This window comes from Calidifontibacillus oryziterrae (assembly GCF_000331575.1).
GTDB lineage: Bacteria > Bacillota > Bacilli > Bacillales > Bacillaceae_J > Calidifontibacillus_A > Calidifontibacillus_A oryziterrae.
Genome location: NZ_KB223527.1, coordinates 1450464 through 1473897 on the forward strand (window position 1 = coordinate 1450464; position 23434 = coordinate 1473897).

At 35.4% G+C, this 23434-nt stretch carries 22 protein-coding genes; 1 reads left to right on the forward strand and 21 read right to left on the reverse strand.

Annotated features, from left to right (window positions below):
• Positions 1 to 15 precede the first annotated feature (15 nt).
• The 14 genes from fliB to D612_RS0115735 form a co-directional block, all read right to left on the reverse strand.
• Complete coding sequence (gene fliB, locus D612_RS0115670; protein ID WP_017756440.1) at positions 16 to 1254, reverse strand: flagellin lysine-N-methylase; 1239 nt, start codon at positions 1252 to 1254, stop codon at positions 16 to 18.
• A 14-nt stretch (positions 1255 to 1268) separates the two neighbouring features.
• Positions 1269 to 1607 carry a hypothetical protein gene (locus D612_RS0115675; protein WP_154649496.1) on the reverse strand — a complete coding sequence of 113 codons (339 nt, stop codon included), beginning with the start codon at positions 1605 to 1607 and terminating at the stop codon, positions 1269 to 1271.
• On the reverse strand, positions 1594 to 3453 hold the full coding sequence (locus tag D612_RS0115680; RefSeq protein ID WP_017756442.1) for a motility associated factor glycosyltransferase family protein: 1860 nt from the start codon (positions 3451 to 3453) through the stop codon (positions 1594 to 1596). The genes D612_RS0115675 and D612_RS0115680 overlap by 14 nt, the downstream gene beginning before the upstream one ends.
• A 73-nt stretch (positions 3454 to 3526) precedes the next feature.
• Positions 3527 to 4345, reverse strand: coding sequence for a flagellin N-terminal helical domain-containing protein (locus D612_RS0115685; protein WP_017756443.1), 819 nt, complete (start codon positions 4343 to 4345; stop codon positions 3527 to 3529).
• A gap of 242 nt (positions 4346 to 4587) precedes the next feature.
• Complete coding sequence (gene csrA / locus D612_RS0115690; protein WP_017756444.1) at positions 4588 to 4818, reverse strand: carbon storage regulator CsrA; 231 nt, start codon at positions 4816 to 4818, stop codon at positions 4588 to 4590.
• On the reverse strand, positions 4818 to 5270 hold the full coding sequence (gene fliW, locus D612_RS0115695; RefSeq protein ID WP_017756445.1) for a flagellar assembly protein FliW: 453 nt from the start codon (positions 5268 to 5270) through the stop codon (positions 4818 to 4820). The genes csrA and fliW overlap by 1 nt, the downstream gene beginning before the upstream one ends.
• A 166-nt stretch (positions 5271 to 5436) precedes the next feature.
• On the reverse strand, positions 5437 to 6015 hold the full coding sequence (locus D612_RS0115700; RefSeq protein WP_017756446.1) for a DUF6470 family protein: 579 nt from the start codon (positions 6013 to 6015) through the stop codon (positions 5437 to 5439).
• Positions 6016 to 6183: 168 nt separating this feature from the next.
• Positions 6184 to 7419, reverse strand: coding sequence for a flagellar hook-associated protein FlgL (flgL, locus tag D612_RS0115705; RefSeq protein WP_017756447.1), 1236 nt, complete (start codon positions 7417 to 7419; stop codon positions 6184 to 6186).
• A 10-nt stretch (positions 7420 to 7429) separates the two neighbouring features.
• Positions 7430 to 9406 (reverse strand): flagellar hook-associated protein FlgK, encoded by a 1977-nt coding sequence (gene flgK / locus D612_RS0115710; protein WP_017756448.1) that lies wholly within the window; start codon positions 9404 to 9406, stop codon positions 7430 to 7432.
• A gap of 14 nt (positions 9407 to 9420) precedes the next feature.
• Entirely contained in the window at positions 9421 to 9915 is a 495-nt protein-coding gene (locus D612_RS0115715; RefSeq protein WP_017756449.1) for a flagellar protein FlgN, read from the reverse strand.
• Positions 9916 to 9931: 16 nt separating this feature from the next.
• On the reverse strand, positions 9932 to 10189 hold the full coding sequence (gene flgM, locus D612_RS0115720; RefSeq protein WP_017756450.1) for a flagellar biosynthesis anti-sigma factor FlgM: 258 nt from the start codon (positions 10187 to 10189) through the stop codon (positions 9932 to 9934).
• A 273-nt stretch (positions 10190 to 10462) separates the two neighbouring features.
• Positions 10463 to 10894, reverse strand: a complete 432-nt coding sequence (locus D612_RS0115725; RefSeq protein ID WP_017756451.1) for a TIGR03826 family flagellar region protein — start codon at positions 10892 to 10894, stop codon at positions 10463 to 10465.
• A gap of 125 nt (positions 10895 to 11019) precedes the next feature.
• Positions 11020 to 11745 carry a ComF family protein gene (locus D612_RS0115730; RefSeq protein WP_017756452.1) on the reverse strand — a complete coding sequence of 242 codons (726 nt, stop codon included), beginning with the start codon at positions 11743 to 11745 and terminating at the stop codon, positions 11020 to 11022.
• A gap of 37 nt (positions 11746 to 11782) precedes the next feature.
• Positions 11783 to 13495, reverse strand: coding sequence for a DEAD/DEAH box helicase (locus D612_RS0115735; protein WP_017756453.1), 1713 nt, complete (start codon positions 13493 to 13495; stop codon positions 11783 to 11785).
• A gap of 107 nt (positions 13496 to 13602) precedes the next feature.
• Here D612_RS0115735 and D612_RS19545 point away from each other — a divergent pair, with 107 nt between their 5' ends.
• Positions 13603 to 13764: a hypothetical protein gene (locus D612_RS19545; RefSeq protein ID WP_017756454.1), complete on the forward strand. Its 162-nt coding sequence runs from the start codon at positions 13603 to 13605 to the stop codon at positions 13762 to 13764.
• 35 nt (positions 13765 to 13799) lie between these two features.
• On the opposite strand, the gene D612_RS0115745 is transcribed toward D612_RS19545, so the two are convergent.
• From D612_RS0115745 to D612_RS0115775, 7 genes are all read right to left on the reverse strand, one after another.
• Positions 13800 to 14645, reverse strand: coding sequence for a DegV family protein (locus D612_RS0115745; RefSeq protein WP_017756455.1), 846 nt, complete (start codon positions 14643 to 14645; stop codon positions 13800 to 13802).
• A gap of 210 nt (positions 14646 to 14855) precedes the next feature.
• Positions 14856 to 15293, reverse strand: a complete 438-nt coding sequence (locus D612_RS0115750) for a YaaR family protein (protein WP_017756456.1) — start codon at positions 15291 to 15293, stop codon at positions 14856 to 14858.
• Between the two features lie 116 nt (positions 15294 to 15409).
• The gene (locus D612_RS0115755; RefSeq protein WP_017756457.1) at positions 15410 to 15703 is read right to left on the reverse strand and encodes a hypothetical protein; all 294 of its coding nucleotides are present in this window, start codon (positions 15701 to 15703) and stop codon (positions 15410 to 15412) included.
• Between the two features lie 183 nt (positions 15704 to 15886).
• Complete coding sequence (locus D612_RS20000; RefSeq protein WP_017756458.1) at positions 15887 to 17884, reverse strand: flagellin N-terminal helical domain-containing protein; 1998 nt, start codon at positions 17882 to 17884, stop codon at positions 15887 to 15889.
• 50 nt (positions 17885 to 17934) lie between these two features.
• A complete protein-coding gene (gene fliS / locus D612_RS0115765; protein ID WP_017756459.1) occupies positions 17935 to 18363 on the reverse strand; it encodes a flagellar export chaperone FliS in 429 nt (142 codons plus the stop codon).
• Between the two features lie 228 nt (positions 18364 to 18591).
• Positions 18592 to 18891, reverse strand: coding sequence for an EscU/YscU/HrcU family type III secretion system export apparatus switch protein (locus D612_RS0115770; protein ID WP_017756460.1), 300 nt, complete (start codon positions 18889 to 18891; stop codon positions 18592 to 18594).
• Positions 18888 to 23021 (reverse strand): hypothetical protein, encoded by a 4134-nt coding sequence (locus tag D612_RS0115775; protein WP_017756461.1) that lies wholly within the window; start codon positions 23019 to 23021, stop codon positions 18888 to 18890. Before D612_RS0115775 ends, D612_RS0115770 begins: the two co-directional genes overlap by 4 nt.
• Positions 23022 to 23434: the final 413 nt, after the last annotated feature.

The following is a 23434-nucleotide window of genomic DNA, read 5'->3' on the forward strand; positions in this document are numbered from 1 at the left end:
ATTTGTTCTAAGTTATTAATTTTTTAATAATACTGACATGTAACTCATAGTTATGTAGCGAGATTCTTTTAACGATTCAAATATACTTTTCATGTATATTTTATTGTGGCCTATCTCTTTTTCAATTGACTGTATTAATTTAATTACTATATCAACATTAAGCCCCTTGCGGTAACCAGACATTCCAATCAAGTGTACTTTTATCAAAGCATAGTGCAAAACCATGAATGTATAGTTATCAAACAAAGTATCACCAGTTCCTAAAGGAAATGCATTTTGAAATATGTAGTTCACAAGATAGTTTTCCAATATAAATTCATTTTGATTCATAAATGGTGAATAGTAATTAGAATGACATTCTTTATATATTGATTTTGACTCTTCTAATGAGTGTTCTTTATCAAAACCCAAACCATTTAAAAATTCCTCAAAACACTCTGAATATCTCTTCGTTTTAATATTCTTGGAATAATTTACAATAACGCTGTTCAACATCATCATTTGGGCTGAAATCTTTGTTGGAATATCCTTTATCAAGTCAAAAGATTCTACTTTTTCTAGCAAATTTTTATATGATTGAATAAAAGTAGGTATGCTTAAGTAATTACTATCATCTATCATTTTTTGTAACTTATTGTAAAACATCCCTAGTATTATTAAACGTTCATAAAGTGGATATCTTCTATCTTGGATTGTCTTTATTGAAAAGACCCTTAGGTCCCAAAAATATTCCCATATGGTATCTGATTTCAATACCGAGTTATCTAAATGGATATTTTTTTCTGATATTAGTACTTTTTTTGACTCTTCAACATAATTAAATGACATCGGCTCTGAATTTAATAAAGCAATCCGTGCAACTTCAGGACACGACATTGTTGCAGAAATTTCAATAGTGTTATCAATCTTATTGATTATTCTAGGATAAGTTGCACAAACTGGAGATAAGTAATCCTCACCAAGATTCAACTGCACTTTACAAAGTGATTTTTGAGATAATAACGGGCAACGATTATTTTCATCTAATCTAATTTTTGCATAAGTAGCATTGGTTGGGTTTGAGCGATTACGTTTAATTGCCTTGTTTAATAAGGGGCGAATCTCACTGTCATTTATTCTTTTATACTTTTTATAAGTATTCTTATCTATATCAATATCCCAGATAGCACAACAAGTATCCTCGCAATTTGATCCTATACATTGAAATTGTTTAAGATACACAGGCTCTAAAAAGTTTGTTTTTTTTACACCCATGATTCTCCCCTCTTTTAATTATTTGTAGTAGTTTCTTTAGATGACAATTGATTATTCCAATTTCTGAAAATTGGTAGCACCTGATATTCTAATATATCAGAAACTGAAACATAATCATTATTTTCTAACAACTCAATAATTTCTGCTGATCTAAAAGCTAACTCTTTAACATCCTCAGGGAATAATTGTTTTATGGTTGAATTACTCAAAATTACATCAAACATCTCAGATAGCAGTTGAATTCCTTCTGCATTTTTATCATTATATAAATAGCCAACTGTTATCTCAATAATTTCTTTAAATGTTTCAGTTAGATTATGCATTTGTACAGCAATTTCCTTATTCATGTTCATCACCTTCTCCAACATTAATTGCCGAAAATAAAGTATTAACGATAACATCATAAAATTCATATTGTTTTTTTATACCATTTAACAATAACTCATATTTCTCTTTTAATTGACCTTCCGTTTTACTTTCTAAAGAGTTATAAGAAGTTTGTCTTATAGCTAGATTAAATGCTGCAACAATAGGTTGTATAAATTTCTTGTGAACCTCTAAATCTTCGATTTTCTCAGTTAACTCTTCTACCATATCGAACTCTTTTGTAAACTCTTCATACATTTCTTCTGCCACCGTTGTTAATAACTGTTTTATCTTATTAATCCTTTTTTCACTTAAATCTAATATTACTTCAGCTTCTCTTTTAATGTATTCTATAAAATATTTTAGCTTTAATTCATAGTTAACTGTCTCGTTTTTTAATAATTCCTCATTATATATTGAAGTAATTTTTACAAATAAGTCATCAGGAATAGTTTTTAATGTTTCGATAACTTGGGAAACGGGAATATTAATCATACCTTCAATATTTAGCCCACCGTCAGTACAATTAATATATTCAACACCCTGGTGTTGATATATATAATTTTCAAAATATGACTTATAAACTAGAAATGCTGATTTTGTATAGATATCATTCCCATATTTATCTTTTGTTAAAATTCTATCACCATTATCGGTATGCATATTAATCTTATGAACAGCACCAGTAGCATAGAGTTGATCATTGGTATATGCCAAATCCTGCCCTATAAAAATGAGTTTTTGACAACCAAATTTACGAGCAATATCCATTGCTATGTTTGCACAAGATGGGCCAAATTCAACTTCCTTTGTATTAATTCCAACGTAGTATTCATAAAATTCAGTCGAGTAATCTACATCCCCTTTCATCCATACTTTTTTTCCTTTAAAAGAATCTAAAGCGTTATAGTTAATGGTATGTCCATATAACAATGTTATCTGATCATAATTTATTATATTCTTAAATATCCGTTGCTGTGCATTAGCACCATCAACCGCAACTACAAAGTGTGGAATTATTCCGATTTTTTCTAGTATATTCACTGCTGAGCCAGCAGCTATTATTAGAAATTTATCTTTGTTTTCCAATATTAGTGACAATTGGTTACTTAAAGAAGGCCCTGCCGCAACAATTAGTGCCGGCATATTTAGGAATCTATTAAAATAACTGTTGATGTTAATATTATCAATATTTACAACATGTAAATTTCGTGTATTATTATACACCCATTTTTGCGAGTGCACATATTCTGTCGTTATATTACATCTTAATGTTTTTAATGTATCATTTATGCTCTTGTTTAATTCCAAATAAAAATTTGAAAAATCCCTTCTGTAAGACATTAAAATTGCCAAATCAAAGTTTTGAAACCCTTTGGCTATAAGCAATTCTGCTAGAATTAGTGAGATTTGATAGGGATTATTTAATTGCAGTAAGAGGATTCTATTATTTGTTAAATACGGTTGCATATTTATATTTTTTAAAGCAGATAAAAATATCTCTTTGCTTGGTTCAATAATAATTATTTTTTTATTCGGGTATTCTTTAATTAGCTCTTCAATATGATAGTAATAGCCACCACCCACTACTACTACAAGATTATTTTCTAATTGAGAAGAATCAATCCATTTCTGGGCTTCACTATAGGGACAATAATTACTATGCAGATAGTATTGCTTTGGACCATTTTTTATTAATAAATTTTTTTGCCCTTTTTTTGTTAATACTTGTTCCAAGTTTAAACTTTCTTTCATATCGTTAGAACATTTTGTAATATCTATATATATTTCAGGATAAGTGTCCTTAAGTATTTGTAAATTCCTTTCAAACATTCCCGGTATCCCTTTCTCTTTTAAAAAGAGCTAGCATATATTTATACGCTAGCTCTTTTTTTCTTTACTAGTATTATCTTAATAATTGTAGTACAGCTTGTGGTTGTTGATTAGCTTGTGCAAGCATTGCCTGAGATGCTTGATTTAAGATATTTGTTTTTGTAAAGTTCATCATCTCTTTAGCCATATCAACATCTCTAATCCTTGATTCAGCAGCTTGAATATTTTCAGAAGTATTATTTAAGTTTTTAATTGTATGTTCTAAACGGTTTTGGTTTGCCCCTAGCTTAGAACGTTCAGTAGAGATTGTTTTAATCGCTAAATCAAACTTTGCAATTGCAGAAGCGGCATTCCCATGAGATGCAAAAGAAAAACCAGTTAAAGATAATTTAGCTGCTTTCATAGTCGCAATTTGAAGCTGGATCTTAACGCCTTTATCAGCACCAATTTGCAAATTACCTACTGCCTTTGTTAATGTTCCATCTAATAGCGTCTTTTCATTAAACTTTGTAGAATCAGCAATTCTATCTACTTCAGTGATTAGTTCATCAATTTCTGCTTTGATTGCTGTTCTATCAACATCAACATTAGTATCATTAGCCGCTTGTACAGCTAATTCTCTCATTCTTTGTACAATTGCTTGAGTTTCTTGTAAAGCACCTTCAGCAGTTTGGATCAAAGAAATTCCATCTTGAGCATTTTTGGATGCCATATCAAGACCACGGATCTGCGCACGCATTTTTTCTGAAATTGAAAGACCTGCTGCGTCATCTCCAGCACGGTTAATGCGAAGACCTGAAGATAACTTCTCCATAGACTTTGCACCAGAATTAAGGTTAATACCCATGTTACGATGTGCATTCATTGCATTTAAATTGTGATTGATAATCATTTTATTTTCCTCCTTGAATTGTAAGTATATTCACGTCCTTGTGAATATTGAATTTGGTTAAGTCGCTTTTAAAGTCGGCCGCCTTTTATTGCTCACTTAACTTATACATTCTATATATCGACAAAGATTTTATTAGTTTAATAGTTTTAATAAAATTTTTTTGCGATTTTCATTCCTTTTTTTAACAAATATAAATATCCACCTAGATTTATTTTGAATCTAAGTGGAATAGTGGAGACGAATTATTTTTTTTGTATTTGCATGGATAAATTTTTCAATTGATCAATTGAAACTTCTGATGCTTGGCTGTTTTCTTCTTGGATTGCTAAATAGATTTCTTTTCTATGGATTTCTATTTGTTTTGGGGCATTAATACCTATTTTTACTTGGTCACCTTCGATGGATAGGATCGTTAGCTCAATGTCTTCACCGATTTGGATCGATTGGTTTTTCTTTCGGGATAGTACAAGCATTATTGGCCCCCCTCGTTTGCTGGAGCTGGCGTTTTGATAATAGGATGTTTTGTTGTGAAGCTTTCATCATTTACTATTACTTGTTTCCCTAATCGATGCTTTACATTTATTACAATCGGTCCTCTTAAGTTAGCGGTAGTATTTTCGAACGGATCTTGCACCGTTAATATCACATATAACGCTACTTGATCTTTGTTTTCGATATTTAATTTTGTTAGCGTTGAGTCGGATAGTTCAATTGAATAGTCGTTAAAATAGTCAAATGGATTTACAATAACAAAGCCTAAGCTAGCTGTTTTTATTGATTGAAGAATCAGAAGCGGACTGTCTTCCCCTAGTGGAAGTACAATGAAGCTCTTTTCGTCTTCAAAGCCTGGGATCCCTTCTTCAAATTGAATCATTCCTTGTTCGTCTATTTCAAGTTCACCGTGATATTTTGTTTGAAATTTCATATTGTCACCATCTTCTTATTATTTGCATTTTACACAAAAATGCTACAATTAAAACTATACTTGTACGAAATCGTTTAAAATCAAAATCTAATTGCACCGACTGCAACTTTGTTAAAAATTTTTTAATAAAAACAATTGAACCCAATTGAACCTCTATATCCTACGATTATAAATTTCTATCCACATTCAAGCCAACAGCCCTAAATTGTATCGATTCCTTCTGTTTAACATAAATATTAGTTTGTCCAGGATGATATTTCATTTCTGGCGGATTTGCTTTGAATTTTACGATTGGTTTTTCTGGATTGACTTCTACTTTTATACGCGAAGGCTCATAATGGAATTTGACTTTAAATATGGACGATGGAACGTAGCCAATATTAAAATCTTGCCTTTTTGGCGTAATATTCTGCCTTGCGATTTGTGGAAAGGCATTCCCACCATTTTCGATTCTCATCATTTGATCGCCTTGCTGGACATCTATCGCTACTGCTTCACGAGCTTTTTGAAGCGATTGCTGTATCCACTCTCTACTTTTCCTTAAAGGGTGCTTTAGACCCGCATCGGCAAATGCTTCCGACTGATCAATGTATAATTTCCCTTTTGTTTTGATCATCTTAACGTCTGCGGGTGGTTGTTTGATCATCACGTCAGCATGTCTTTGATGGATTTCAAGATGTGCCCTTTTTTGTCGAATACCTAGCTGGGCAAAATGATTTGTAATTTCAAGTCGAGGAAGCTGCATCCTTTCATCACTCCTCTATATCATTATAGAAAAAAGGCTGACCCAAAGCAATGAGCCAGCTATGTTGTTGCTATTTCTATGAAAATATACAAAGTCACCTTTACGATTTACGAAAGAAAGCGTATGAACGATACATTCACTGTAGAATGTATCGACGTTTTCAATTCATTAACGGAGAAAATCCATCAGTGTCGGCTGAATAATACGCGCACCTGCTGCTAGTGAGGCGCGATGAATGCTTTCCTGTGTCTTTAAATCAATGATAACTTTTTCAAAGTCAACATCTTCGTTTTTTGACATTTGGTCCCGAGCGGTTAGCTCTTGTTGCATCAGCCTATTTTCAACCATTTCGACTCGATTTGTTCGTGCCCCGATTTCACTACGTTCCGAAATCACAGTATTAATTTGCGCATCTAATATATCCAAGAAATCGTCAATTTCCTTGGTTTCTGTCGTGCTATCTTCTAATTTATTCGCTAATTCATACAATGCACCAAACAGTTTTTGCGAGAATACTTTTTGCGCATTTGCGTTAACCGGCATATACACACCCTTCAGTACTTCCATTTCGATAGATTGGTTGTTTACTGCAATAGCAGTTTTATCGAACAGGACAAATTCATCTTCTGTTAGTTCAGTGGTGGATTGGGCCCATGCCGGTGGTTCACTATATTTATTATATCCCCAAGAAGTATATTCAATTGTAAAGTCATCAGAATCAATCGGAGATTCTGTAATTGTAATTGTGTCTACACCATCATCTGTATCATCATCTGGATCTTTTACATTAGGTATCGAAAAGACCCATTCTTTTTTTTGTGGACCAGTGGGATCATTAATTGGATCAATAGGAACAGTAGTTACGTGGTCGAATTTGTACTCTTGCCCTTTATAAATAATTGAATGGTCTTCTAGAGTAACGTTTGCTCCCTTTAACACTTTTGCGTCTAAATCAAAGCCATCTGTATTGACAGGCGGTACAGATGTATCTGAACCATTAAAAATGTATTTCCCATTAAATCTAGTGTTCGCAATCGAAACGATTTGCTCATTTAGCTGCCTTATCTCTTTCGCAATATTGGCTCTTTCTTCCGGACTATTACTGTCATTTGAAGCATTGACAGTGAGGTATCGAATCCTTTGCAATGCCTGAGTTGTTTCTTCAAAAGCAGCATCTGCACTATCCATCCAGCTATACACTTCATTAAGATTTCGTTGAAACTGTTGAACTTCAGCAACTTGGGAACGATAACGCATCCCTTTCATCGCAATGACAGGGTCATCAGACGGCTTTGTAATTTTTTTCTCCGCAATCAATTGATCCTGAAGCTTCCCTAATCTCTCATAGTTTTTACTAAGATAACTCAAATTGCTATTTGTTAACATCATTTGCGTGACGCGCATAATGGTTCACCTACCTTCCAACTAATCCCATGTTGTTAATAATTCGATCAAGTGTTTCATCTACTAGTGTTATCATTCTAGCCGCTGCATTGTACGCATGTTGAAATTGAATCATATTTGTCATTTCTTCATCTAACGATACATTGCTCACTGAAGCTCTTTTATTTTCAACGCTATCTCTCAAAATGCCTGTATTTGTTGTCATTCGATTAGCTTCGTATGCTTGAACACCCATTTCACCAATCACACCTTGATAAAAGCTTCGTAGCGTTGTACGACTTCCACCAAAATGAAGCTGAGCATCGCTAATGACTTTCCCTAATTCAAGAGCGTTTGAACCATCACCTTCGCCCATTTGCGTGAGATCTAAAACTGGCTCATATATCTCATATTTAACCGTATAAGGCTCTGGATATTTTGATGGATCCTTAATTGTGACTGTCAAGGTTTCTGGATCGATTGTATAATCAATCCCATTTTTTAATTCTTCTGTCCCCGAATATATCGCTTCTGAACCAATTAAGTAGTTTGATTTATTGTCTGTTGACGGATCAGCATCATGATCATACCCGGGTGGGTTTAACGTAAATGTTACGCCAGTTTTATTATTTTCCTCATATTTGGAAATGATCGGTGCCCCCGCTGCGGCAATATTGCTTAAATCAGCCATAATACCAGAACCAATACGAATATGATATGCGGCCCCTTTGTAATCATATCTATCGGTTTTTACTGGATCGAATTCAAAAAAATCGAAAGATGTATCATAGTCGTTGCTTCCTGCATTAATTTCCGATAAACTCCATCCTAATCTATTAATTTCGTTAAATCGCTCCGCAAAAGAAAACGCCATATGGTCTAGTTCATCGAGTATTTGTGGTAGGTCTCCTTTCACGTTACCATTATTATCAATATATCCATACGTTTCTACAAAAGACTTCAAACTTCCTGGCGAATTAAAATCCTCAATTTTTAAATTGAAACTTGATTGAGCAACAGCACTACTATCTGTGGCGAAATCTACCTCGTTCCCATTGGCATCTGTCGTTTTTGTTGACAAACTTCCGTCTTTGTTTCTATTCGTAAAATGAATATGTTCTATCGGATTTACATCACTTGTATCAGGGAGTTCTGGGAAGGATATTTCCACATATCGATCTGTCTTGCCGTCCAATAATTTAAAATCATAGTCCCCAGCGTTATCTCCATCTGTATCTATATTTATTCTTTTTCCCGCATCATCTAATAAATAAATATTAAAATACCCATCTGCAATATCTTTTGAGAGTCCGCCACTTGGTTTTTTTTCAACCTCAATATTCATATACGTGGAAAGTTCATCAACTAATCGATCACGCTCATCATATAGATCGTTTGGTAAATATCCGTTTGGTTCAATTGATTTAATCTGTTGATTGACACTGTTTATTTGCTTTATCAATGAATTTATTTTACCTGCGGTCACTTTTATTTCATTTTTATAATCCTTCTGTACTACTTGTAATTGTTCACTTAAATAGTTAAACGTATCCGCCACGGCAATCCCTTGTTGAAGAACAACACGACGGGTTCCTTCTTCATTTGGCTCTGTTGATAAGTCCTGTAACGCGCTCCAAAATTTATCGATTGTATTCGCAAGCCCTTCATTGTTGAGTTCATTCATAATATCTTCGATTTGACTAAAAGCGTTAGCTCTAGCCTCCCAATAACCTAACTTGCTATTTTGACCTCGGTATTGGATATCTAAAAAATGATCTCTTATTCTTTGAATTTCTCCAGCTTGCACACCTGTCCCCAATTGTCCAGGGATGTTCGGACGATTCCTTGATGGTGCTGGATATGCATCAGTCGTTTCAAAGTTAACTCGCTGTCTAGTATAGCCCGGCGTATTGGCATTGGCAATATTATGACCTGTTACATATAGTGCCGATTGCTGTGTCATCAACCCGCGATAAGCTGTATTTAAACCATGAAAAGTCGAAACCATTTTATAACCTCCACTTATGCTTTTGAATCAAAAACAGAACGACCTTCCTGCCCAGCTTGCTGATTTTGTCCTGGTCGATCATAATTAAACGAATCTATATCCGGCATAATGATGTCTAACGATAAATTAACAAATTGTAATGATTGCTCAAGCATTTGTTGATTTAAGTCATTTTGAAACTTTAATTCTGTTATTTGATTTTCTAAAGCAGTCTTTAATTGTGTTAGCTTCGTTTTATCTGTTTCATTTAAAAGATTTATGCAATCGTTCAACGTGAACTCACTACTTGTATAACCTTTTTGTTCGAGATACTCTTTTGTATTGTTCATTACTTCTGTCTCAAATTTTTTAATTGCTTGAATATGTCGAGTTTCGTCCTTTATTAGAGAACGAATGGCTTCGATGTCCCCGGTTTTAATCATTTCCGTCTTTTGCTTCGCTAGTTGGTATAAGCTTTTATGCAAAAGAAGTAGATTTTCAAGAGGCTTCGTTATCCTTTCAGTAGACACTGATTACACCCCTTTTTTAATTATTCCAAAATTCATACATCTTCTTAGCTATTTCTTTTGGGTTTACTTGGTAGTCACCGGATTGAATTTTGTTTTTCAATTCATCAATCTTAGCTTGGCGTTCAGCTTCGATTCGACTGCCTTTTTGAAGCTCCATCGCTTCAGTAGAAATTTGAATTTTATCAGTATGAGCAGTTCTTTGTAGCTTTTCAGCTTTTTCTATTTGTTTTTTATATGGGTTTGTATTAATTGACCCGATATTATTTATTTTCACCTTCTACACCTCTTTCATTAGAAAAACACGACTTTCGCCCATAACAGCGAAAGTTGATGTCCTTTCTTATACTATCGACCTAATTATACGAATTGGGATAGTACAACAAATCCTTATTACTAGTATCGGCAGTTTTTAGTAAAAGTTTACTGAATTTATTGGACTACAATTAAAAATTAAACCCCATCCTCTAAACAATGAGACGGGGTTACCAATAAAAATCTATGAACGTATACTATAATTTGTAGTTTCAGTCAATTTTTATTCTGTTTATTAATCACGTTTAATCTTTGTATCAACCGAATAGTACGTATGGGCAGCCTTCTTTTCAGCTTCCTCTCGCTTCTTTCTAATCTCTTCCGTTTTTGTATGCGCTTTGAGATCTGATTGTATATTTTCTAAGCAATCCTGACATAGCTTTCCTTTATTAATAAGCCTTCCACAACGTTCACAACGATAACCAAGATTAGGAAACTGTGTTGTTCGAAGCCGTCCTTCCTTTACGAAGCGCATAATAGTATCCTCACTAACACCTGTTGCTTCAACGATTTGCGCAATACCAGCAGTGCGGTTTTCACGCTTTCTTATAAACTCATATACTTTTTCAAACAATTTGTCTTCTTCTTTTCGACATACATCACAAATTCCGTGTATATTCCGGACATATAAACGTCCACATTTAGGGCAGTTATCTAATTCAGGCATTTTATTGTCCTCCTTGCGACCTTTTCTTTATTGTTATTATAACGTGTAATTTCGGAAAAGTTTAGACAAAATTGGACAATTTAGGGAATCATTTAGGCTTATTTTAAGAAAGTTTCATAAATATTTTAACTTCTAGCTAAAGTTAATGAATAGATAGCTTTTGGTGATAATGGAGTAAGTGCTTTTGCAGCCTGTCTTAACGTTGTCCCTGTAGTATATATATCGTCAATTAATAATATTGGTTTGTTGTGATACTTTTGTGGGTCATTTAGTTGAATTAAATGAAAGGGAGATTGCTTGTGAATACGCTCTTGTCGCGTCTTTTTACTCTGCTTTTCCGTGTGAATTCTAGTGAGAATATTATCAATTGGTACATTTAATAATTGTGCTAGTGAATTAGCTTGATTAAAACCCCTCTCATATAACCGTTCCGGGCTAAGGGGTATCGGGACAATGAAAGGTAGTGATTTTTGATGAAACATTTGTTTGAATTTGCTTTGAACGTGTGTCGTAAAAGCTTTTACGATTTCATGATCGCCACGAAACTTAAACTGAGCTAACAGTTCTTTTAAAAAGTCATTGTAATCAAAAATTGATATGTTTCTGGTTAATGTTCCCGTCCACTCCACGTCTTGCTCCCAGCGGTAACAATCGTGGCAAATATCTTTATTTTGAAATTCTGTTGGTAACTTCGAAAATGGTCGACTGCAAATACGACATTGCTCTCCGTATATTTCTTCTAATTTCGAACTGCAAATTTTGCAAATTTCAGGATGAACTGGACTTGATAAGAAAAGATGCTCCCAGCTTATGATTTGGTCAATTGGGTTGTGGCATAGTAAGCAATACAATTTGTTCACCTCCTTTCCTCGTTTTCATCGCTTCCCCTTAATCTACCAATCCTAGCTTTTGCCCTTTTTGATTCATTGTTACGATTTGGTTTCTAGCTGCGTTCATTGCATGTGTTTTTCCATAGTGATAAAAAATCACTTCACCAGTTGGATATTTAGGGCTGCGCCCAACTCTTCCTGCTATTTGTACAAGTGCACTTTCGGTAAAAATATCATCTTCCGCTCCCAAAATAGCAACATCTGTATTCGGAACGGTAACCCCTCTTTCTAATATTGTTGTAGTCACGAGAATGGGAATACTCCCTCCACGGAAGGCTTGGACTTTTTCTTTTCTGTTTGGGTCTTCGGCATGAACACCTTCTATGTTTGAGTTTTGTTGCTTTAATATTTGGACGACTTTATATTGTGTTTCGATATGTGGGACAAAGAGAAAGGCTTGTTTTTGTTGTTGTAAGTGGGTTGCGATCCAAGTGATGACATTTGGCGGGAGTTGCTTCTGTTTCTTCATTCTTTTTTGCCAGTTGCCACACCATTTGAATATCGGAACTGGTAGCGGCTGACGGTGATAGCGGGCTGGAATGGTGACCGTTGATAAGGTCCTTTTCTTTGCTTGTAGCTGGAGAGTTTGATCAGGTGTTGCCGAAAGGTAAATTGTAGCTGAATGTTCTTTTTTTGATTTTCTTACTGCAAATTTTAACATCTCGTCAACTGAATATGGGAAAGCGTCGACTTCATCAATAATAACAACATCAAAATTCCGGTAGTAGCGCAAAAGCTGGTGTGTGGTAGAAATCGTCAGTTGGGCGGTCTTTCCACGGTCTTCACTTCCACCATAGAGTGGGATAATATTTGTGTCAGGAAAGGCTTGCTTCAGTCGAGGTGTTAATTCGAGGACAACGTCAGTCCGTGGAGTTGTAATACAAATACGTTTGTTTTGATCTAGTGCTGATTGGATCCCTTTAAACAGTACTTCCGTTTTCCCAGATCCACATACGGCCCAGACTAATAAATCAGTATTCGCATTGATCGCATTCATAACAGCATATGATGCTTTTTGCTGACCTAGTGAAAGTTGACCGTGCCAATTTAGAATATGTTTTTTACGTTCAGGCCCCTGGAGATGCCAAGAAGGATCCTGCTGGGTTTGTGAAGGATTATGAGATTTAAACTGTAACTCCACCGAACGCGATGAGGCATCAAGCTGATTTAGTGAAGGTATATTATTTTTATAAACTGTAGGAGGTCCAGTCCAAGTAATTAAAGGAGTACATTGACTTACCCTACCCATTGTGATGCATTTTCGGCAATAAACACAATCGTCATTGCATCTCGCACAATGAAACGAGGCGAATAGATGCTGAGACTCATTGCCGCAGCGACAGCAGTGATATAGGTTTTGGTGCGTTGTCATTCCATGATTTATTTTTAGGTATCTATTTAAATAGTGTTCGTGGAATTGTTTAAGGTCATGCGCTGAAATAATTCCGTGATTATATTTTAGATAACCATTTAAATAATGCTCTTGAATTTGTTCAATTGGAAATGGTATTTCATCTAAAAGGAGCGCTTTGCCTTGCAGGTATGTTTGAAGGTCTTCTGAGAATTTATATTGTAGGTTTAGTTTTTGTTGATGGAGATTTTTAATGTGATAGATTGATTGAAATATAAGTTTCTGTTTTTGGTCATAGGTTGTCAAAATTTCAGGCAACAAAAATTCTTTGTTATTCTCTTTAAAAATAGCAAATCTCATTGTATTCATCACCTTTCTCTCTACTTTAATAAGCAGAACAAATGTTCTTTATTTGCTTGTAGTTCTTAATTTACATTGATATAATAGATTTTAAGGAGGTGAAACTAGTGGATAATGAATTGAAAGAAATGAACGCATTTAGGAAGGAAACAAATGAGAGATTTGATCATGTTGATCGTCAACTTAGATTTTTCGATGCAGATTTAGAAGGAATGAATCTTGAAATTGCTACACAAAACCGAGAAATAAAAAAATTAAAAAATGTCTAACGAGAAGCACTAACAGAAATAATCCTGTCAGTGCCTTATTTTTTATACCAACCTAGACCAAGTGCTCCTTCTCCTAAATGAGTACCGATTACCGCACCAAAATAGCTTATATCGACTTCGACATTGTTATATGTTAATTCGATTTGATTTTTGAGTTCCTCGGCCATTTCCGGACGATTCGCATGAATAACAGTCGCTTTAATTGGTACTCCTATAGTCGCATCCTCGGCAAATAGCTCTAAAATTCGTTTAATTGCCTTTTTCTGTGTTCGAATTTTTTCAAATGGAACAATTTTTTTATCCACAAAATGTAATAACGGCTTTACTTGAAGCAAGCTGCCAATTAAAGCTTGTGCTCCGTTTAAGCGACCGCCACGCTGTAAATGTGTTAAATCGTCAACCATAAAATAAGCCCGCATTGATTGCTTCATTTCATTGAGACGATCTAGTATTTCTTCAGGATCTTTTCCTTTTAATGCCATTTCAGCTGCTTCAAGGACGTAAAACCCTTGTACCATCGCACTTATTTCTGAATCGAATGAATAAACTTTAATATCCTCAACCATTTCACCAGCTGTAACTGATGCTTGATACGTTCCGCTAATTGCACTAGATAAATGGATCGAAATAACTGCATCATACCCTTTATCCGCTAACATTTTAAACGTTTCCGCAAACAAACCAATTGCTGGCTGAGATGTTTTTGGTAGCTCTGTGGCTGTCTTTACTTTTTCATAAAAATCTTCTGCACTTATTTCGAGTTCTTCTTGGTAAGACTCTGTGCCAAAAATAACATTAAGCGGGCATATTTCTATATGTAATTGTTCGCGCAATTCCTTAGGTATGTAAGCCGTACTATCCGTAACGATTGCTGTTTTCATCGTTTACCTTCCTTTAACTAAATACTTTTAAATTATTTGCTCTTCATTACCAATAACTATATTTTACATGAAAGAAATTAAGATTTCATCTAATAATCTACAAAACAAAAAGAGGCTTTCACCTCTTACGTATTATATATGAATAGCTTTTTAAATAAGAATAACTATTTAAGCATAAAAAAGCAATTTCGTACTTCAGGTTCTCTTCTCTTACGCATATATATTAATTAGTAACCCTTTTATTTCACCAACCATCCCTAATATATCTAAGCTGGTTTTTTCTTTATCCAAAACCGCATTTGTTAAATCAATTAGTTTTTTATCTACTTCTTTGACAATTTTATAAATTTTTGTGCGTCCGCGGCGGTTGAAGCCTCGGCGTTCTTCAAGCTGCAAGCCGTTCTGTACAGCTTCATCCATAAATTCTTTTACCATTTTCTTATATTTGCGCAACTCATCAATTGTTCTTGACTCCGCGAGGACCTTGCCTTGGTCTTCAATATCTTGAACAAGTTGGGTTAATTTCTCATGGACCATTTGTTGACGGTTTTTACCCATTACTTCTTGGAAGGAAACACTTTCTGTTGGTCCAGTACTTTTCGCTTTAACTTTATTTAGGCTGGTTCTCCCAACTTTTTGTACATCCATACTTACTACCGCCTTTATTCTTTGTTTAGGGTGTGTTAGAAGACAAACTATCTTTTTCACTTTCGGTTGATGAATTAGACTTGATCTCGTCCAGCTTAGGCATTGAATTCTATTATCTATTTTGCAGCACTCTTTATAACTCTTATTTCCACATCTTGTTTTTCAATTTTTTGCTCAATTCTTTCTATTTTCACTTCAAGGGTGGATAGCTTTTCATAGGTTTGTGTATATCCATCAAATAATGCTTTTTGGTTTGCATCCGTTTTATTTTCAAACAGAATTAATGTCTGCTCAAGTTTATCTACTTTGTCCTCTACTTTAGCCAAATCTTGTTTGGTTGCCATGTTAGATTTAATTTCTTGCATTTCAACATACATTTTTTCTAGCAAATCAAAAGCCTTTTGTTCCATAGAAGAACCACCGCCCAATTTACTTATAGATTTATTATAGCATTTACAGCTTTTTTGAGTGAAATCTTTTTAATTGGATTTGGATAATTCATCGAACCTGACTAAATATACTGCCTTCTCAATGAAGGTTAGATTTAAATAATTAAAATTGGGACAAGGTACCTGTCCCCTTGTCCCAAAAAATTAACCTTGTAATAATTGAAGTACGCCTTGTGGCAATTGATTCGCTTGTGCAAGCATAGCTTGCGCTGATTGATTAAGTATATTATTCTTTGTAAACTCCGTCATTTCCAACGCCATATCAGCATCGCGAATACGAGATTCAGCTGCTGTTAAGTTTTCGTGCGTTGTTTGTAGGTTGTTAATTGTATGCTCTAAACGGTTTTGTGTTGCCCCAAGCTTAGAACGAACTGCAGATATTTGGTTGATTGCTTTTTCAACGTTAAAGATTGCTAAATTCGCATCTTTGTTAGTAAGTACACTAAGTTCGTCTATTCCTAATTGAACCGTACTCAATTGTGGCACATCAATGTTTACGTTTTGACCAGTATTGGCTCCAATTTGGAATGAAAGTGCTTTATTTGTTAAATCAAATTCTGATTTACCTTGTTTCGCATTTACCCCAAATACCATTTCTAGGCCGCCATGATTAATTTTGCCATTTCTAGTTGTTAACTCTTTCTTAAATGTAATTGGAGTTGGGTTACCATCTTCCATTCTTGAAACCGATACTTCCATATTAACCTCAACTTGTACTTTCGCTGTACCTGCTTGAGTGATTTGTGAAGTATCTATTGTTACTTTTCTACCAAACTCAGTGCCAATAGTTTGAACGGAACCTTTTTGGGCACCAACCTCCGCAGCTAATTTCCCAATTGAGAATCCATCTGGATCAAATACTTCAATTGTCGCACTACTTGATTCTTCATTATAATTTGTTACGACAATTGCATACTCACCTAAAGCTAAATTACTACTACCAACTTCGAACTCACTAACACCAGTCTTTGTAGCTGCATACATGTCTAATGAAAATTGACCATCTATATCTAATTTACCGTTAACAGTTGTCGCGCCAGAAACGGTTGCAACATCATTGCCGTCAGCATCCTTTATCGCAACGGTATATGTTCCTTCAACAGTTATGGTAGCTTCACCATCTTTTGTTATACCACTAACATCAAGTTGTACTATTTTATTTCCACTTCCAAAATCAACTGTAGTATCTCCGTCAACAACACTTTTTGTTCCAATCAGTTGATTATTAGCATCAAATATAGATACTGTTGCTGACCCTAAAGCTCCAGAACCATCATCAACAAAATCTTCTACAACAACCTTGTATTCGCCTAATGGTAATTCCGATGTTGCTGGATCTTTAATGAATTTGGCGTTTGTTCCAATATCAACGCCAGGATCAGTAGCATCATCAATAGTAGCATCTTCAACTTGGGGGGTACCAGTTACATTAACAGTATATGTCCCAGGCTCTACACCCGTCTGATCAGTAATTGTTGGTGCATTCACAAGATTTGTTTTTGCAGCTTCATCCTTTTTAAATTTTGAATCTATCATTACTACATCTAATACTGTATTTTGGCTAATTCCTGCTCCTGGCTGATTCAATGAAAATTGAAATTCCGGTGTGCTTTCAACTGAAATTTCATATTGACCTGTTTGTAGTGAAGGATCAGTAACAATTGGTACTTTTTTAATATTCGTATTTTCCATTTCTCCTACTCGATATTGAGTATCAACTGCACTGGAGCCATCTAATAATTTACGAGTGTTAAATTCAGTTTTTGCCGCAATACTATCAATTTCTAACTTTAATTGGTCGATTTCTTTTTGAATCGCTTCGCGATCTTCTACAGTATTTGTATCATTGGCAGCTTGAACAGCTAGTTCACGCATACGTTGTAGCATGGAGTGGACTTCTGTCATTGCACCTTCTGCTGTTTGCATTAAAGAAATACCATCCATGGAGTTTCTTTCAGCTTGATTTAAACCACGGATTTGCGAACGCATTTTTTCAGAAATTGCAAGGCCGGCAGCATCGTCTGCAGCACGGTTAATACGCAAACCAGATGACAATTTTTCTAAATTTTTTGATGTAGATGATTGGTTTAAATAAAGATTACGATATGCATTTAGTGCTTGAATATTGTGGTTTATTCTCATTTTCACAAATCTCCTTTTATCTTTGTTCTATCGTTCTATATGTTTGGATATTATTTTTCATCCATTAAAATATTTTTTTCATAAGCCATCGCTTTTTGTCTAGCTCCAGTTGAAGCCGGGTTATCTTTTTTCTTCAACGCTTCATTCCACGCCATTGCAACTGGTTCTAAAGCTTTTATTACTTCTTCAATAATCTTCGGATCTTTTTTATAGTTTGCTTCAACGACTTTATCTGCCATATAGTTGTATAAAGCATCTAGCTGATCTGCAATAATACCTGCTTCATAATTTAAGCCAGCTCCTAAGCGATGCAAAATGTCATTTGCTTTTTGCAGCTTTTTATTGGCAATTACAAAGTCTTTATTATTGATATTTTCGATTGCTTCTTCTAAATAAGTTAGGCATGCTTCATATAGAAGAGCGGTGATTTCTTGAGGTGATTTCTTATATAGTGCGTCCTCTGTTAATATGCCAGTCACGGAATGTGCACCTCCAGTTTTATTATCTGTTCTTTTTATCGGCGAAAGATGATAGAGTTTAATAGTTATCATTTGAATTTTTTCACTTAATTAGTTGAATACATTATTTTTAGGTATTTGTTGTTTATTCAAAATTGTTTACGAAGCTCGATTCATCCATCCAATTTATTAAATATTTAGTCTAGGGGTCCACTTGATACAGACATTATCCCAATGGTTGATCCGCCACTAGTAGTTCTTTTCCATTTCTTCAATAAGTAGTAATATTTCTGCCATGACTGAATAAAGTTGCGGCGGAATGTTATCCCCAAGATCCATGTCTAAAAGATTCTCAACCAGACTTGAATCTTCTTGCATATGAATATTGTTCTTTTTAGCTAACTCGATAATTTGTCGAGCAACTTGTCCCTTTCCGTGTGCAACGACAACAGGTGCTTTACTTGAGTCTTCGTCATATTTAATAACCGCTGCTGACGGACCGTTGATATCTTTCCGTTTTTTCTGATTGTAATATTTTGATACTCTCATATTTTGAAGTCCATTCCCTTCTCGGTAAAGACTGGTCTTGATGGATTTTGCTGCTGGTTACCCTGTAGTTGTTCTTGCTGTTGCTGTTGGAATGTTTGGCTAACGACAGGTGTCATTCTTGTAAAATTAATACTGTTCACGTTGTATCCAATTTCTTGGAGTTTTTCCTTCGTGATTGCTGCGATCGGCTCCATTTTTTGTTTAAAACCTACTTTATCATTTTTGATCGTGATTGCTAGGTTGCGATCTGTCGATGATAGCATAATACCAACATCGCCAAGCTTTTTCGTTTCAATTAAAAAGTAAAGATTACAGTTTTCCCAATCGACTTGTTGTCCTTCATTTTTCGAATTCACAAACACTTGAAGGTTTTCTGGTTTTTCCCCTAGTAATAGTGGTAGGTTAAAAAACATACTTTGCAACGAGTTTCCTGAATCCGATTTGCTTAGCAGTTGCTGCCCTGTTAAATTGGTAAGGGCTTGTTCAGCTTGCTGAGCTATTTTCGTTGTGGCTTCATCCCCATCGATTTGTGCAAGCTTCATGAGGGCCGCCTTTAAGTTTTGCTGCTGTTGCTGAGCTTGTTGATCATGTTGATTTTGCTGATATTGCTGATTTGCACCCTGGTAGTTTTGGCTCTGGTTTTGAAAATTTGGTTGATTTGTACCTTGATGAATTGAAACTTGATTATTTGATTCGCCATTCTTTTGGAACACTAAAGATTTAGCTAAGTCACTGTCATGATTGAGGCCAAGTGATCGTATCATTTCAAACATTTGGCGAGCTGACGGTTCATGTCTTACATAAGAACGTGCCGTTTCATCAAAACGATTTAAAAGTTGTTGCGATGGTGAACGGTGTTCAAGGTTTTGACTTTCTTTTGTCACGTAATGCATGATTTTTTGCTCTGAAGGTTTGAAATTGATTTTATCCATTAGCATTTTAATGTCATGAACGATTTTCGCTGCTTCTGTGTGATTTCCTTTTGCGAGTAGTTTTTTTGCATCTGCCAGCTGCGTGCTTGCTTGCATTAACTGTTTTTCTGTTCTCATATCTGTAAATAACATCATTTCACTTTTTAAGATTGCATTGTCGAGCTTGCTAATCGTAGTTTCTAGGATTTGCTTTGCTTGCGGATAAGCATTTTTCTTTAAAGCGTTGACTAACCGCTCAATGTTATCTAAATTCCTCGTAATCTCTCTTTTTAACTCACGGAAATCATGAGTAGCTTGGGCTAGCTTTTGTGTAACTCTAGTTACGAGAATGTCTTTAGATTGTACTGGTAGTGTTTGCAACTGATCGTTCAAGTCGAAATTGTCAATAGTTTGTTGGACTGTATTTTGTCTGTTCGTTGTAACAGATTGTTTCGGCTCTGTTTTTGCAAGCTCTTGTTCTAGCTCAGTTAAAGCGTTTGTAATGTGCTGACGTGCACCTAGTTCTCGTCCTTTTTCTTGTAGTTGTGATGCCCGTTCTATAGCTTTTTCTACTTTATCGATTGTTTTTAAGTCTAAGTTTGGATCGCTTGACGTTTCTTTCCTTACATGATTTAAAGCTTTTTCTAGATTAGGTTCTTTTTGTATATGCTTAAGTAGATCTTTCATTAGCTCAGTTGGACGCTTTTCGGTTGATTGTGCTATTGGATCTTCTTCAAACATGTTAGGTAGTATGGTGCTTTGTTGATTGGTTACTGGTGTTGTTTTTGCTTGCTTTTGTTGGTCATGTTGATTTTGGTTTGATTGAGTATTGGATTGATTATTTGTTTGATTATTTGTTTGATTATTTGTTTGATTATTTGTTTGATTTTCTGTTTGTTTCGCTTGTACTGCTTCGTTTTGCTTGAGTATCTGCTCAACCTGTTCGAGCATTTTGGTAATTCTTTCGCGTCCCGCTTGATCCAATTGCTCTGCTTGATTAACCATTCGATCTATGTTACGAGAAATTTCAGGATCAATATTTTTATTATTAGATAATAGTTCACGGACTTTTTCGAGTGCTTGTTGAAGGTTTGGATTACGTTGAACTATCTCTTTAGCTTGGTTCACCGTTTCGCTTGCTCGTTGTTCCTTAGTATAATCAGGTTGCGTTGACGGCTGTTCCACTCTTAGTTGTTGCTGTTGTTGTTGCTGACGCGTTTCAATTTGTTTTAATTCACGTTCTGCTTGTTCTAGAGCTTGGGTTAAGCGTTCACGACCTATTCCTTCTCGGCCAATTTGTTGTAGCTGACGAGCTTCGTTAACAGCTTTTTCAACTTTTTGTGCTACTTCTCGGTCTATCTTTGGATTATTAATAACTTGCTCGCGAACCTTTTCAACGGCACTTGCAAAATTCGGATCACGTTGAAAAGCTTCTTTTACTTGCTTGACGGTTTCACTTGCTGATTGCTCCGTTGGACGACGTTCTAGCTGAGTTTGCATTTGTTGTTCGGTTGAGCGCCTCTCTAGTTGTAGTTGTGCCTGTTGTTCGGTTGAGCGACGTTCCTGTTGAGCTTGCGCCAGTTGTTCAGTTAAGCGACTCTCTAGTTGTGGTTGCGCCTGTTGTTCGGTCAAACGGCGTTCTACTTGTGGTTGTGAGTACTGTTCGCCTGAACGACGACTTGGTTGAATCTGTTCATGTTGTTCCGCGCTACGGCGTCCTGGATTTTCTTGCTGTGATGGCTCTCCCTTTGGTTGCTGCTGTGGTGATAAAGTATCTGTCACTTTTCCTTGACTTGGCTTCGTTACTTCTATAGCCTCTAATTCGTTCTCAATAGCTTTTAATGCATGTACTAACGCTTCCCTGCCTGTCGTAATACGACCTTGTCGCTGTAGTCGAGTTGCTTCATCCACAGCTTGGATAACTTTTTGGACAACTTCCTTCGGAAAACGAGGATTTTCAATTATTTGGCTTCGGACTGCTTCGATAGAACGCTGAAGATTAGGAGTTTTTGAAACACCTTCTTTTACACCTTTTACAATCTCACTTACCGATCCATCCCGCGCAGTTTCAAAGTTTGCACCTCGGCTCGACTGTGTCGAGTTCAATCGAGTCTGTTCCGCCGTTTGTTGTTCCCGTCTAACAAGCTGCTCTTCCGCTGTTTTAAGTGCTTGAATAAGACGTTCCTTGCCAATTGATTGTAGCTTCTCGGCCTCATGAACTGCCTTTTCTATTTTTTGAACCATTTCTCGTTCAAGTGAAGGGTTTTTTAATAACTCATTACGCAAACTTTCTATTGCTTGTTTTAGATCGGGCGATTTCTCAATTAGCTCAATAGCTTTTCGAAAAGCCTCGCTTACTTGATTGTTGAACTGAAGCTTACTACTAGTAGCTTGAGTAGAATTGAGTTTGTTTGCTTCTACTATTTGAGTTTGTCGTTCATTGCTAGTTGTTTTTCCTTCAGATCCCTGAGTCTTAGACGCATTTTGATTCGCCTGCTTTTCAATATCGTGAGATTTCGGCGCTTGATTTGTGTCCGCTTCCTTTTTTGACTGTTGAGCATTTCCAGCGTTTTGCTGTGTTGCTCGTTGTTCTGCTGCCTTTTGCTCATTTTTCGCTAAGTCAAATTCTGGATCAATCTCTTTTGCAAGTTTTGTTAAAATTTCGTTTAACGGCTTCCCATGGAGCGCCTCATGAATAGGGCGAAGATGAGCTTGTGTGACTTCTAATCTTTTATTCACTAGAGCTTTTACAGTATCTAATTTTTCGGCAGCTGTTCCTTCTGTTTTTTCAAAAAAATCTCTTAGTTCTTGAACAGACTCTTTCGTAACAGGCATACCTTTATTTAACAAAATCTGAACACTTTGTTTTAATTCCGGAATGTCCTTCATTGTAATTCCAACGCTTTGGAACACTTTCGTGTCATTTTGTTGGTTTGTTTGGTTCGTTGCCTGCGAAGAATCAACTGATATTGCTTTCACTATTACAGTTTGCTCTTTTTGCCCAGAGATTTGCACATTTATGCGGTCTTCACTAGGGACCGCGCCTTCGAATTTTGCCGAAATTTCCTTCCCTCTAATCTGTATAATAGCTTCACTGTCTGAAATTCTTTCTTTTATTTGAGCTCTATATAGTTCCCCTTGCTTCAATTCAAGAAGTTTATCTGTGGTAGTTGTTTGTAATTGATTCGAAGATGATAGCTGTTGATTGTTGATCTGCATACTTCTCCACTCCCGATGGTTTTTTGCTTATATTCGTTATACGGTGAACTTAGTATTTTCTGAGGTAAAGTTCATTTTTAAAATTTACAATTATTATCAAAAACGCCGAGTAAATACTGGGATAAAATATATTTTTATAAGTTTTTTTGCACTACCGATATTGGATTTAAATGGATACCGAGATAAGATTCGATTTTACAGTTATTTCTAAATAAACCTGAGTGAATACTGGAATAAGGTTTGAACTTTATAAGTTTATTTGTATTACTTATATCGGTTTAAATTGGGGGATTTTAATGGAGATTTATTTTCCAGATAGTAGAATCAGTTACTCTTTTTATGGAATTTATTTATGTGGTTAATATCAATCCTTTATTTTTCAAGTAATAGTTTGATAAGATAAGAAATTACTA

Excerpts from the sequence above, each read along its gene's own strand:
- D612_RS20000 (WP_017756458.1), bottom strand. The coding sequence starts at position 17,884 with ATGAGAATAAACCACAATATTCAAGCACTAAATGCATATCGTAATCTT.
- D612_RS0115725 (WP_017756451.1), bottom strand. The coding sequence starts at position 10,894 with ATGCCTGAATTAGATAACTGCCCTAAATGTGGACGTTTATATGTCCGG.
- D612_RS0115750 (WP_017756456.1), bottom strand. The coding sequence starts at position 15,293 with ATGGATGTACAAAAAGTTGGGAGAACCAGCCTAAATAAAGTTAAAGCG.
- D612_RS0115755 (WP_017756457.1), bottom strand. The coding sequence starts at position 15,703 with ATGGAACAAAAGGCTTTTGATTTGCTAGAAAAAATGTATGTTGAAATG.
- csrA (WP_017756444.1), bottom strand. The coding sequence starts at position 4,818 with ATGCTTGTACTATCCCGAAAGAAAAACCAATCGATCCAAATCGGTGAA.
- D612_RS0115775 (WP_017756461.1), bottom strand. The coding sequence starts at position 23,021 with ATGCAGATCAACAATCAACAGCTATCATCTTCGAATCAATTACAAACA.
- D612_RS0115680 (WP_017756442.1), bottom strand. The coding sequence starts at position 3,453 with ATGTTTGAAAGGAATTTACAAATACTTAAGGACACTTATCCTGAAATA.
- fliW (WP_017756445.1), bottom strand. The coding sequence starts at position 5,270 with ATGAAATTTCAAACAAAATATCACGGTGAACTTGAAATAGACGAACAA.
- D612_RS0115700 (WP_017756446.1), bottom strand. The coding sequence starts at position 6,015 with ATGCAGCTTCCTCGACTTGAAATTACAAATCATTTTGCCCAGCTAGGT.
- flgL (WP_017756447.1), bottom strand. The coding sequence starts at position 7,419 with ATGCGCGTCACGCAAATGATGTTAACAAATAGCAATTTGAGTTATCTT.
- D612_RS0115735 (WP_017756453.1), bottom strand. The coding sequence starts at position 13,495 with ATGAGATTTGCTATTTTTAAAGAGAATAACAAAGAATTTTTGTTGCCT.
- D612_RS0115745 (WP_017756455.1), bottom strand. The coding sequence starts at position 14,645 with ATGAAAACAGCAATCGTTACGGATAGTACGGCTTACATACCTAAGGAA.
- fliB (WP_017756440.1), bottom strand. The coding sequence starts at position 1,254 with ATGGGTGTAAAAAAAACAAACTTTTTAGAGCCTGTGTATCTTAAACAA.
- flgK (WP_017756448.1), bottom strand. The coding sequence starts at position 9,406 with ATGGTTTCGACTTTTCATGGTTTAAATACAGCTTATCGCGGGTTGATG.
- D612_RS0115770 (WP_017756460.1), bottom strand. The coding sequence starts at position 18,891 with ATGAGAGTATCAAAATATTACAATCAGAAAAAACGGAAAGATATCAAC.
- D612_RS0115685 (WP_017756443.1), bottom strand. The coding sequence starts at position 4,345 with ATGATTATCAATCACAATTTAAATGCAATGAATGCACATCGTAACATG.
- D612_RS0115675 (WP_154649496.1), bottom strand. The coding sequence starts at position 1,607 with ATGAACATGAATAAGGAAATTGCTGTACAAATGCATAATCTAACTGAA.